The 11,118-nt window shown below is 44.8% G+C and carries 13 protein-coding genes; 11 read left to right on the top strand and 2 right to left on the bottom strand.

Annotated elements, in window-relative coordinates; genetic code table 11:
- The 4 genes from ACLOR3_RS09385 to purH all read left to right on the top strand — a co-directional run.
- The coding region (locus ACLOR3_RS09385) for an AIR synthase-related protein (RefSeq protein ID WP_412037174.1) at positions 1–127 on the top strand (127 nt) is incomplete at its 5' end.
- On the top strand, positions 124–675 hold the full coding sequence (purN, locus tag ACLOR3_RS09380; RefSeq protein ID WP_313790583.1) for a phosphoribosylglycinamide formyltransferase: 552 nt from the start codon (positions 124–126) through the stop codon (positions 673–675). The genes ACLOR3_RS09385 and purN, both read left to right, overlap by 4 nt.
- A gap of 43 nt (positions 676–718) precedes the next feature.
- Positions 719–1,183 carry a GNAT family N-acetyltransferase gene (locus ACLOR3_RS09375; protein ID WP_313790584.1) on the top strand — a complete coding sequence of 155 codons (465 nt, stop codon included), beginning with the start codon at positions 719–721 and terminating at the stop codon, positions 1,181–1,183.
- Between the two features lies 1 nt (position 1,184).
- Positions 1,185–2,732: a bifunctional phosphoribosylaminoimidazolecarboxamide formyltransferase/IMP cyclohydrolase gene (gene purH / locus ACLOR3_RS09370; protein WP_126403572.1), complete on the top strand. Its 1,548-nt coding sequence runs from the start codon at positions 1,185–1,187 to the stop codon at positions 2,730–2,732.
- A 51-nt stretch (positions 2,733–2,783) separates the two neighbouring features.
- On the opposite strand, the gene ACLOR3_RS09365 is transcribed toward purH, so the two are convergent.
- Positions 2,784–3,797 carry a GBS Bsp-like repeat-containing protein gene (locus tag ACLOR3_RS09365; RefSeq protein ID WP_411400948.1) on the bottom strand — a complete coding sequence of 338 codons (1,014 nt, stop codon included), beginning with the start codon at positions 3,795–3,797 and terminating at the stop codon, positions 2,784–2,786.
- Positions 3,798–3,981: 184 nt separating this feature from the next.
- Between ACLOR3_RS09365 and purD the strand changes: the two genes are divergently transcribed.
- The 6 genes from purD (at position 3,982) to purB (ending at position 9,653) form a co-directional block, all read left to right on the top strand.
- Positions 3,982–5,244: a phosphoribosylamine--glycine ligase gene (gene purD / locus ACLOR3_RS09360; RefSeq protein ID WP_411400947.1), complete on the top strand. Its 1,263-nt coding sequence runs from the start codon at positions 3,982–3,984 to the stop codon at positions 5,242–5,244.
- Between the two features lie 194 nt (positions 5,245–5,438).
- Positions 5,439–5,927 carry a 5-(carboxyamino)imidazole ribonucleotide mutase gene (gene purE, locus ACLOR3_RS09355; RefSeq protein WP_000805604.1) on the top strand — a complete coding sequence of 163 codons (489 nt, stop codon included), beginning with the start codon at positions 5,439–5,441 and terminating at the stop codon, positions 5,925–5,927.
- Positions 5,914–6,993 carry a 5-(carboxyamino)imidazole ribonucleotide synthase gene (gene purK, locus ACLOR3_RS09350; protein ID WP_411400946.1) on the top strand — a complete coding sequence of 360 codons (1,080 nt, stop codon included), beginning with the start codon at positions 5,914–5,916 and terminating at the stop codon, positions 6,991–6,993. The genes purE and purK overlap by 14 nt, the downstream gene beginning before the upstream one ends.
- Positions 6,994–7,112: 119 nt before the next feature.
- Positions 7,113–8,063: a ketopantoate reductase family protein gene (locus tag ACLOR3_RS09345; protein ID WP_411400945.1), complete on the top strand. Its 951-nt coding sequence runs from the start codon at positions 7,113–7,115 to the stop codon at positions 8,061–8,063.
- Positions 8,064–8,072: 9 nt separating this feature from the next.
- Entirely contained in the window at positions 8,073–8,300 is a 228-nt protein-coding gene (locus ACLOR3_RS09340) for a phosphoribosylaminoimidazole carboxylase (RefSeq protein WP_411400944.1), read from the top strand.
- 54 nt (positions 8,301–8,354) lie between these two features.
- A complete protein-coding gene (purB, locus tag ACLOR3_RS09335) occupies positions 8,355–9,653 on the top strand; it encodes an adenylosuccinate lyase (protein ID WP_411400943.1) in 1,299 nt (432 codons plus the stop codon).
- 235 nt (positions 9,654–9,888) lie between these two features.
- Here purB and ACLOR3_RS09330 read toward each other — a convergent pair whose 3' ends face one another.
- Positions 9,889–10,605, bottom strand: a complete 717-nt coding sequence (locus tag ACLOR3_RS09330) for a GntR family transcriptional regulator (RefSeq protein ID WP_006595289.1) — start codon at positions 10,603–10,605, stop codon at positions 9,889–9,891.
- 131 nt (positions 10,606–10,736) lie between these two features.
- Here ACLOR3_RS09330 and ACLOR3_RS09325 point away from each other — a divergent pair.
- Positions 10,737–11,118: beta-galactosidase (locus tag ACLOR3_RS09325; RefSeq protein WP_412037168.1), on the top strand; the 382-nt coding region annotated here is incomplete at its 3' end.

Below are 11,118 nucleotides of genomic sequence, written 5' to 3'. Positions count from 1 at the left end.
GGGTATTGGTCTCATGCTTGCAGTTAAACCAGAACATGTTGAACGTGTCAAAGAACTTCTTGACGAACCTGTTTATGAAATCGGTCGTATCGTCAAGAAAGAAAACGAAAGTGTTATCATCAAATGAAAAAAATAGCGGTTTTTGCCTCTGGTAATGGCTCAAATTTTCAGGTGATTGCTGAAGAATTTCCAGTGGAGTTTGTCTTTTCAGACCATCGTGATGCCTATGTGCTCGAGCGTGCCGAAAAGCTTGGAGTTCCTTCCTATGCTTTTGAACTCAAGGAATTTGAGAGCAAAGCAGACTACGAAGGAGCCATTGTCGAGCTCTTGGATGAGCACGAGATTGACCTAGTCTGTTTGGCTGGTTATATGAAAATCGTCGGTCCAACCTTGCTAGCGGCTTATGAAGGCCGTATTATCAATATTCACCCGGCTTATCTCCCTGAATTTCCAGGCGCTCATGGTATTGAGGATGCTTGGAATGCAGGTGTTGAGCAGTCTGGTGTGACCATTCATTGGGTGGACTCGGGCGTGGATACCGGTAAGGTCATCAAACAAGTCCGTGTACCACGCCTTGAAGGGGATACCCTTGACACTTTCGAAACCCGCATCCACGAAACAGAGTACAAACTCTATCCAGAAGTATTGGAACTTTTGGGAGTGGAGAGGAAATAAGAAGGAAATCAAGTTTTGATTGTGTAATTTTGGTAGGAGAAAAATGATTAATCTGAAATTAGTAGATGAGAGCAGTTTTCAGGTAGTGCTGGATCTGAAAATATCTGATGCTGATAAACGAGCACGTTTCGTAGCTCCAAATGTGCGCTCTTTAGCTGACGCATGGCTCTACCGAGAGAATGGGGATGTGTTTCCAATGGCAATCTATTGGAATGAGCAAGTAGTTGGTTTTCTCCTGCTGGAAATAGATAAGGATGAAGCAGAATACTTTATCTGGCGGATAATGATTGGCCAGCAGTACCAAGGAAAAGGTTATGGACGAAAAGCCTTGGAAGTTCTAATCAAAGAGGCTCAGATGGATAGATGTTGCAATCATATTATCGCAGATTATGTAGTCGGAAATGAAAAAATGAAGCACCTGCTGACTAGTCTGGGTTTTCGGGAAACAGGATTTATAGAAGAAAATAATGAAATCGCTATGCGCTTGGACCTAAAGAAAGAGGAATAGAATGACGAAAAAAGCTTTAATCAGTGTCTCAGATAAGACAGGCATTGTAGAATTTGCGAAAGAGCTGAAAACTCTGGGCTGGGATATCATCTCAACAGGTGGTACCAAAGTTGCCCTTGACAATGCCGGTGTTGATACCATTGCCATTGACGATGTGACTGGTTTTCCAGAAATGATGGACGGCCGTGTGAAGACTCTCCATCCAAATATCCACGGTGGTCTTCTCGCTCGTCGTGACCTTGATAGTCACCTTGATGCTGCTAAGGACAATCAGATCGAGCTCATTGACCTTGTAGTGGTCAATCTCTATCCTTTCAAGGAAACCATTCTCAAACCAGACGTGACTTATGCGGATGCCGTTGAAAACATCGATATCGGTGGTCCATCAATGCTTCGTTCAGCAGCTAAAAACCACGCTAGCGTAACAGTTGTTGTAGACCCTGCTGACTATGCTGTTGTTCTTGACGAATTGTCAGCAAACGGCGAAACCTCTTACGAAACTCGTCAACGTTTAGCAGCAAAAGTATTCCGTCACACAGCAGCCTATGATGCCTTGATTGCGGAATACTTCACAGCTCAAGTGGGTGAAAGCAAACCTGAAAAACTCACTCTGACCTATGATCTCAAACAAGCTATGCGTTACGGGGAAAACCCTCAACAAGACGCTGATTTCTACCAAAAAGCTTTGCCGACGGATTACTCTATTGCATCGGCTAAACAGCTCAACGGGAAAGAGTTGTCCTTCAACAATATCCGTGATGCGGATGCTGCGATTCGTATCATTCGCGATTTTAAAGACCGTCCAACCGTTGTGGCATTGAAACACATGAATCCATGTGGAATCGGTCAGGCTGATGACATCGAGACTGCTTGGAACTACGCTTATGAATCTGATCCGGTGTCTATCTTTGGTGGTATCGTCGTTCTCAACCGTGAGGTAGATGCTGCGACAGCTGAGAAGATGCATGGTGTTTTCCTTGAAATCATCATCGCGCCAAGCTACACAGACGAAGCACTTGAAATCTTGACTAATAAAAAGAAAAACTTGCGGATCCTTGCCTTGCCATTTGACGCTCAAGATGCTAGTGAAGTAGAGGCTGAGTACACAGGTGTTGTTGGTGGCCTTCTCGTTCAAAACCAAGATGTGGTGAAAGAAAGTCCCGCTGACTGGCAAGTGGTGACCAAACGCCAACCAACTGATATAGAAGCGACTGCTCTTGAGTTTGCTTGGAAAGCCATCAAGTATGTCAAATCAAACGGGATTATCGTGACCAACGATCACATGACACTTGGTGTTGGCCCTGGTCAAACCAATCGTGTGGCTTCCGTCCGTATCGCCATTGATCAAGCGAAAGACCGTCTTGACGGAGCTGTTCTTGCTTCAGATGCCTTTTTCCCATTTGCAGATAACGTGGAAGAAATCGCCAAAGCAGGAATCAAAGCGATCATCCAGCCAGGAGGCTCGGTCCGTGACCAAGAATCTATTGAAGCAGCTGATAAATACGGTTTAACCATGATCTTTACAGGTGTTCGTCACTTCAGACATTAATCAAATAAGGCACTCATCGATAGATGAGTGCCTTTATTAATCAAGCGACCTTTAATTTGGATAGATATAGCTGACCGTTCCCCAGACAGCATTCGTGGGGTCAAACCAGCCACGGAAATTGTTGATGGTCCGATTTCCATTATAATTGGCTTCTTTCACTTGGATTTTTTGGTTATGTTCGACCTCCGTCACGACTGCAACGTGACCATAGCCTCCATTATCCCAGCAGGCGATAGCGCCGACCTCTGGGGTGTTTCCTGTCCGGAAGCCCGCAGTGCGTGCACTAGCAGCCCACATGCCACCGTTTCCCCACCAGTTTTGTGACCAAGGAGCCAGCTCTTTGGCTGCCCAGGTACATTCGCCGATGGGATAGTAATTATCTGCCTGGGTGACCAGTGGAGCAGGTTTAGCACGATCGACTTGAAAATCAGTGGCAAGTAAACCTTTTAACTGCCCCTTGTTTTTCTGGTAAACATGGAGATGAAAGCTTCCTTTCCCTGTATGTTTTTCGGCGTTGAAGGACAATTGGTAGCGGCCAGGTGCCGTTCTTTTTGCGGGATACCAGATCAAGTCGTCTTGGCCATCTTGGTCAGACCAGATGGGAAAGAGGACTTCCTCCACATCTTCAAAGAGTTGGAGTTGGATCTCAAATAGCTGCGCACCGCTAGGTCGGACTGTGATCCTGGGTTGGGAAGAGGCGAGATCTTTTTTCTCAACGATTGTCTGTAGTGGAAATAGTCCTTCAAGGTTTCCGTTAGAGTGGATGCCGTAGACATGGATGTGATAAAGTCCTGCTTGATCCAAATGATTGGTCAGAGGTACTTGCAAATCAAAGCCATTTTCTCCTCGTTGAACAGGATACCAAATAAGGTCGTCTTGGCCGTTTTGCTCGGACCAAATGGGGATGCTAACGCTTTGGAAGCGGTCTGGAATGGTTCCGAGGTGGACAACTAATTGTCCCTTTTCCTTGTAGATGTAATTGACATTTTGCTCTGCTCTTGTAACTTGTGAAGCCCCTGCCCAGAAAAGGCAAGCTACCAAGAGTAGTTTTTTAATCCCTTGCATAAAACTCCTTTTTAAAAAATAGTAGAGGTCTCAATTATAATATTCGTAAAAAGGAGCAGAAATTTTAAAAATAATGAAAAAAGTTTGTTTTCTAACGGAAATCATCGGATAATCCTTGAAACATTAGAACAAAACGAACGTTTGTGGTATAATTTAATAAAATAATTCGCAAAAGAGGTTCGAGATGAAACTTTTGGTTGTTGGATCTGGCGGTCGTGAGCATGCGATTGCTAAGAAATTGTTGGAGTCTAAAGACGTTGAGCAGGTTTTTGTGGCTCCTGGTAATGACGGAATGCGATTAGATGGTCTAGATTTGATCAATATCGGAATTTCCGAACATTCTAAGCTGATTGATTTTGCAAAAGTCAACGATATTGCTTGGACCTTCATTGGACCAGATGATGCCCTTGCGGCTGGGATCGTGGATGATTTCAATGCAGCTGGTCTCAAAGCATTTGGCCCGACCAAAGCTGCGGCTGAGCTGGAGTGGTCTAAGGATTTTGCTAAAGAAATCATGGTCAAATACGGTGTTCCGACAGCAGCCTATGGGACCTTCTCAGATTTCGAGGAAGCCAAGGCCTACATCGAAGAAAAAGGCGCTCCAATCGTCGTCAAGGCAGACGGTTTGGCCCTTGGGAAAGGTGTTGTCGTTGCGGAGACAGTCGAGCAAGCGGTAGAAGCCGCTCACGAGATGCTTCTGGACAATAAATTCGGTGACTCAGGTGCGCGTGTGGTCATCGAGGAATTCCTGGACGGGGAAGAGTTCTCTCTCTTTGCCTTTGTCAATGGGGATAAGTTCTACATTATGCCAACGGCTCAGGACCACAAACGTGCCTATGATGGCGACAAAGGTCCTAACACTGGTGGGATGGGTGCCTATGCGCCAGTTCCTCACCTGCTACAGAGCGTGGTTGACACAGCGGTTGACACCATTGTCAAGCCAGTTCTTGAAGGCATGATCAAAGAAGGTCGTCCCTATCTTGGTGTCCTTTACGCGGGGCTTATCTTGACAGCAGATGGACCGAAAGTTATCGAGTTCAATGCTCGTTTCGGAGATCCTGAAACGCAAATCATCTTGCCTCGTTTGACATCTGACTTTGCACAAAACATCACGGACATTTTGGATGGCCAAGAGCCAGCCATCACTTGGACGGACAAGGGTGTGACACTAGGTGTGGTTGTAGCATCAAACGGCTACCCACTCGCTTATGAGAAGGGTGTCAAGCTTCCAGCTAAGACAGAGGGTGACATCATCACCTACTATGCAGGAGCTAAATTTGCTGAAAATGGGCAAGACCTTCTTTCAAACGGAGGCCGTGTTTACATGCTGGTCACAACAGCAGACACCGTCAAAGACGGCCAAAATATCATCTACAACGAACTCAACAAACAAAACACAGAAGGCTTGTTCTACCGAAACGACATTGGTAGTAAGGCGAACAAATAATTAGCGACCGTAGGTCGTAAAAGGCGAGCGTTAGCGAGCTAGTATAGGATAATCGTCGCAGTAGTGGAACTCCTAGTAGCTTTGCTACTAGGAGCGGAAAACTGGAGACTCAGGCTCCAGTTTTAGTAATGGAACGCCCTAGGCGGTCGCTTACGTCCGCACTACATTAGACGATTATCAAAAAAGGAGAAGAAATGAAACCAGTAATTTCCATTATCATGGGCTCAAAATCCGACTGGGCAACCATGCAAAAAACAGCAGAAGTCCTAGACCGTTTCGGTGTAGCCTACGAAAAGAAAGTTGTCTCTGCCCACCGCACACCTGACCTCATGTTCAAACATGCCGAGGAAGCACGTAGTCGTGGCATCAAGGTTATCATCGCTGGTGCTGGTGGTGCAGCTCACTTGCCAGGGATGGTTGCTGCTAAAACAACCCTTCCAGTTATCGGGGTACCCGTCAAGTCTCGTGCCCTTAGCGGTGTGGATTCGCTCTACTCTATCGTTCAGATGCCGGGCGGGGTACCTGTCGCAACCATGGCGATCGGTGAAGCTGGTGCGACTAACGCTGCCCTCTTTGCTCTCCGTCTCCTCTCAGTAGAAGACCAGGCTATCGCGACAGCTTTGGCAGATTTCGCAGAAGAACAAGGAAAAATCGCAGAGGAGTCTACAAATGAGCTCATCTAAAACAATCGGAATTATCGGTGGCGGTCAGCTGGGTCAGATGATGGCCATTTCTGCTATCTACATGGGGCACAAGGTTATCGCGCTGGATCCTGCGGCGGATTGTCCAGCCTCCCGTGTTGCGGAAATCATCGTAGCTCCTTATAATGATGTGGACGCCCTTCGTCAGTTGGCGGACCTTTGCGATATTCTGACTTATGAGTTTGAGAATGTCGATGCCGACGGTTTGGATGCTGTTATCAAGAATGGTCAACTCCCTCAAGGAACGGATTTGCTCCGTATTTCTCAAAATCGTATTTTTGAAAAGGACTTTCTCTCAAACAAGGCCCAAGTCACTGTGGCACCCTACAAGGTTGTGACTTCAAGCCAAGACTTGGCAGATATTGACCTATCGAAAAACTATGTTCTCAAGACGGCGACTGGTGGCTATGATGGGCATGGACAAAAGGTCATTCGCTCAGAAGCAGACTTGGTAGAAGCTTATGCGCTAGCAGACTCAGCAGACTGTGTCTTGGAAGAATTTGTCAACTTCGACCTGGAGATTTCTGTCATCGTGTCAGGAAATGGCAAGGACGTGACAGTCTTCCCCGTTCAGGAAAATATCCACCGCAACAACATTCTATCTAAGACCATCGTCCCTGCTCGCATTCCAGCAAGCTTAGCAGAAAAAGCTAAAGCTATGGCAGTGCGAATTGCAGAACAACTGAACCTATCTGGAACACTCTGCGTGGAAATGTTTGCTACCGCTGACGACATCATCGTCAACGAAATTGCACCACGCCCACACAATTCAGGCCACTACTCGATTGAAGCTTGCGATTTTTCCCAGTTTGATACCCATATTCTGGGTATTCTCGGAGCACCACTTCCTGCTATTCACCTCCATGCGCCTGCAGTCATGCTCAATGTACTCGGCCAACACGTCGAAGCTGCTGAAACATATGTGACAGAAAATCCAAGCGCTCACCTCCACTTATATGGTAAACTAGAAGCAAAGCACAACCGCAAAATGGGACATGTGACCTTGTTTAGTGATGAACCGGATAAGGTTGAAGAGTTTGGGGAGTAAGACAGGACCCCAGTTATAAGGTCCGTCGTCTTACCCCTGCAAGGTTGACTAGGCTTGTCGCAGGCGAAAATCGACAAGAGAAGCCAGACAACCACTGCTGGAAAGGGATTGATTTTTAAGTGAAAATAGCGATTCTAGGACTTGGAGTGATCGGGACTACTTATGCCTATGCTTTTCAAAAAGCAGGTCATCAAGTGGAACACGTACTTAGAGATAGTAAGAAAAACACTGCTCCCAAGGAGTTGTTGGTTGATCTGCTAGATGGCCGTTATCATTCCAAAGGTGAGAACAAACACGACACCTATGAGGTTCATGTGGCGGAAGCTGATTCGGAATATGATTTTATTTTTCTGAGTGTGCGTCATGGGTTTGTCAAAGAAGCTGTGGAAACCTTGCGAAAAAATAATATCAAAGGCACTCTCGTTTTCTTCTGCAATTTCTGGAATACTCGAAAAGAGGTCCAAGAGTGGGCAGGAGATTACGACTATATTCTGGCTTTTCCGACAGCCGGTGGTCATATGCAGGAGGACCATTTAGATGGTGTCTTGTTCGACCATTTAATGCTAGAAGGTGAGCAAAGAGCACAGATCTCTAACTATGCTGATTTGACGGATTTACTGACTTCTGCAGATTTGAAGTGGGAAGTGCCTCATGATATGGTCGAGTGGATTTGGATTCACATGGCGATTAATGCGGGTGTCACTTCGACAGCTGCACGTTCAGGGAAACTGGAAAACCCAGAAGAATTGGCTTTGAACTTGATGAATAGTTCGTCGGAATTAACATTGGCTATCAAGGCCATTCGAGAAGCTTTGAAAGTCGTAGAAGCGCGTGGTGTAAATTTGAAGCTTTACAAAGCCGAACTCTTACCTTACAAAATTCCCGCTTGGATTGCAGGAAAAGCCATGAAAGTCATGTTTGCGAAAAATGAGCTGACCCGAAAAATCATGACCTTGCACAATGATAAACAGGACATCTTCTATTGCTGTCAAAGTGTTTATCAGACTGGTCAGGAGTTAGGTGTGAAGATGCCTATTCTGGAAGCAAATATGAAGGGTATTTCGATTTAGGAGGTTTTTATGATTCAACTCATTGTCAATGCTTTTGTTGAGAAGGACAAGACTGGAGCCGTCGTCGAAGTCTTGTATGCTAGTAGCGATCACGAAAAAGTGAAAGCGAAGTATGAAGAGCTAGTTGCACAATATCCTGATAACTATTTGGCTATCTATGATGCCCCGCTGGATACGGATTTGAATACACTAGATCATTATCCATCTGTGTGGATTGGGAAAGAAGAATTTGAATAAAGCGACAGTCGGTTGCTAACTGATGTGAAACATCAACAGAAAGGAAAATTAAACATGATTGATAGATATAGCCGCCCTGAAATGGCGAACATTTGGACTGAAGAAAATAAATACCGTGCTTGGCTTGAGGTGGAAATCTTGGCTGATGAGGCATGGGCTGAGTTGGGGGAAATCCCTAAGGAAGATGTGGCTTTGATTCGTGAAAAGGCAGACTTTGACATCGACCGTATTTTGGAAATCGAGCAGGAGACTCGTCACGATGTGGTGGCTTTCACACGTGCGGTTTCTGAGACTCTTGGTGAGGAGCGCAAGTGGGTCCACTATGGCTTGACTTCTACTGACGTGGTCGATACGGCCTACGGTTACCTTTACAAGCAGGCCAACGACATCATTCGTCGTGACCTTGAAAACTTCACCAACATCATCGCTGACAAGGCTAAGGAGCACAAGTTCACTATCATGATGGGTCGTACCCACGGTGTGCACGCTGAGCCGACAACTTTTGGTCTTAAATTGGCGACTTGGTACAGCGAAATGAAACGAAACATCGAGCGTTTCGAGCATGCGGCTGCTGGTGTGGAAGCTGGTAAGATTTCTGGTGCTGTTGGTAACTTTGCCAACATCCCACCATTCGTTGAAAAATACGTCTGCGACAAATTGGGTATCCGTGCTCAAGAAATCTCTACACAGGTCCTTCCTCGTGACCTTCACGCTGAGTACTTTGCAGTTCTTGCCAGCATCGCGACATCTATTGAACGCATGGCAACGGAGATCCGTGGTTTGCAAAAATCAGAACAACGCGAAGTGGAAGAGTTCTTTGCTAAAGGTCAAAAAGGGTCTTCAGCAATGCCTCACAAACGCAACCCTATCGGTTCTGAAAACATGACGGGTCTTGCGCGTGTGATCCGTGGTCACATGATTACAGCTTATGAGAACGTAGCCCTCTGGCATGAGCGTGATATCTCTCACTCATCAGCTGAGCGCATCATTGCACCAGATACAACCATCTTGATTGACTACATGCTCAACCGTTTCGGAAACATCGTTAAGAACTTGACAGTCTTCCCAGAAAACATGATCCGCAACATGAACTCTACATTTGGTTTGATCTTTAGCCAACGTGCCATGTTGACCTTGATCGAAAAAGGCATGACGCGTGAGCAAGCCTATGACTTGGTGCAACCAAAAACAGCTCAATCATGGGATAACCAAGTCGACTTCAAACCACTTCTTGAAGCAGATCCAGAAGTAACATCTCGCCTCACTCAAGAAGAAATCGACGAAATCTTCAACCCAACTTACTATACCAAACGGGTGGATGAGATCTTCGAACGCATCGGCTTGGGAGACTAAGTCCCTCATAAACTTGATCAAAAAAGACAAACATCATGAGATGTTTGTCTTTTTCTTTGCCTATAACAGGTGCTCTAGACCCTGAATTTATCATAATAAATTTTGACTGATTAAACTATTTATAGGAAGTCTATCACTAATTATAGATTATTCGTTTTACATGTTTTAGGAACTATTTTTTCATGCTATAATTTTTATCATAAAAGTCTGAGGCCAGACCCCAGACTTTGAATGATCAATGATCACGATCACAAGAGATAAATTTGATTTTATAGTAGTCGCCACGTTTATAGGTTTCGCTATATTCGAGAATTTGACCGGTCGCTTCCAATTTTGTCGTCTTCACTTGACGGACAGTTGGGAAGTTTTCATCGATATTCAACACAGAAGCGATTTTGCTTGGTGTTGGAAATACAATATCATTGATTTCTTCAAAGTGTTCATCATTCATATGAATATGATAATCTTCTTTGAAGCGATCATAAATCGAACTATAGTAATCTAAGCTCGGATAATTTGGGTTAATATATTGCTCTGGGACATAGGTCTGGTGGTAGATATAGGTATCTTCACCAATATGACGAGTCCGATCAATCTTATAATAGAATTGAGTAGGAGCGAGTCCCAGTTTATCCAGGATATTCAGCGCGTTGCCACGCTTAATAGAGAGAACTTTTACGGTCGCTTTTTGGATAGGGAAGGTTTCAACGTCTGAAAACTCAACCAGTTTGTGTTTTCTAGCACGTGAAACAAACGTTCCTTTCCCTTGTTGGCGGACGATGTATCCATCGCTAGCCAAATCGTTCAAAGCACGAACAACAGTAATCGAGCTAACATTATAAATCTTAATCAGCTCGGCTTCTGTGTAAAATTTATCTCCATTTTCGAATTTACCTGAGATAATTTGTTGCTTCAAATCATCTTTGATGTGTTGGTATTTTGGGATTGCCATGTGCTTCACCTCTTCTTTCGATATCCCTTGTTAATATTATTTTAACATATTTTTTCAAAAGTGGTTGACATTTTTTTATTAATATATTATATTGATAAATGAAAAGGGTTTCTTAGAAGGAGGTTCTCAGTATGGGGGCATTTGAAATCCGTGAAGATTTTTATTTAAATGATCAACCTTTTAAGATTTTATCTGGTGCAATTCATTATTTTCGGATCGATCGTGAGGATTGGTATCATTCCTTATATAACCTAAAAGCTCTAGGTTTTAATACTGTTGAAACCTATGTTCCATGGAATGCTCATGAGCCACAAAGAGGCCACTTTCACTTTGAAGGGAATTTGGACCTGGAGCACTTTATCCAAGTAGCTCAAGAGTTGGATCTGTATGTGATTCTCCGTCCGTCACCGTTTATCTGTTCGGAGTGGGAATTTGGGGGCTTGCCAGCCTGGTTAATCGAAGAAGACCTTCGGATTCGCTCATCGGATCCGGCCTTTCTCAAGGAAGTGGCTC

The organism is Streptococcus intestinihominis (genome assembly GCF_046824975.1).
In the GTDB taxonomy this organism is placed as follows: domain Bacteria; phylum Bacillota; class Bacilli; order Lactobacillales; family Streptococcaceae; genus Streptococcus.
The sequence above is the reverse complement of the archived record's forward strand: the minus strand, read 5'-3'. Positions and strand labels throughout refer to the sequence as shown.

Excerpts from the sequence above, each read along its gene's own strand:
- purN (WP_313790583.1), top strand. The coding sequence starts at position 124 with ATGAAAAAAATAGCGGTTTTTGCCTCTGGTAATGGCTCAAATTTTCAG.
- ACLOR3_RS09375 (WP_313790584.1), top strand. The coding sequence starts at position 719 with ATGATTAATCTGAAATTAGTAGATGAGAGCAGTTTTCAGGTAGTGCTG.
- purH (WP_126403572.1), top strand. The coding sequence starts at position 1,185 with ATGACGAAAAAAGCTTTAATCAGTGTCTCAGATAAGACAGGCATTGTA.
- ACLOR3_RS09365 (WP_411400948.1), bottom strand. The coding sequence starts at position 3,797 with ATGCAAGGGATTAAAAAACTACTCTTGGTAGCTTGCCTTTTCTGGGCA.
- purD (WP_411400947.1), top strand. The coding sequence starts at position 3,982 with ATGAAACTTTTGGTTGTTGGATCTGGCGGTCGTGAGCATGCGATTGCT.
- purE (WP_000805604.1), top strand. The coding sequence starts at position 5,439 with ATGAAACCAGTAATTTCCATTATCATGGGCTCAAAATCCGACTGGGCA.
- purK (WP_411400946.1), top strand. The coding sequence starts at position 5,914 with ATGAGCTCATCTAAAACAATCGGAATTATCGGTGGCGGTCAGCTGGGT.
- ACLOR3_RS09340 (WP_411400944.1), top strand. The coding sequence starts at position 8,073 with ATGATTCAACTCATTGTCAATGCTTTTGTTGAGAAGGACAAGACTGGA.
- purB (WP_411400943.1), top strand. The coding sequence starts at position 8,355 with ATGATTGATAGATATAGCCGCCCTGAAATGGCGAACATTTGGACTGAA.
- ACLOR3_RS09330 (WP_006595289.1), bottom strand. The coding sequence starts at position 10,605 with ATGGCAATCCCAAAATACCAACACATCAAAGATGATTTGAAGCAACAA.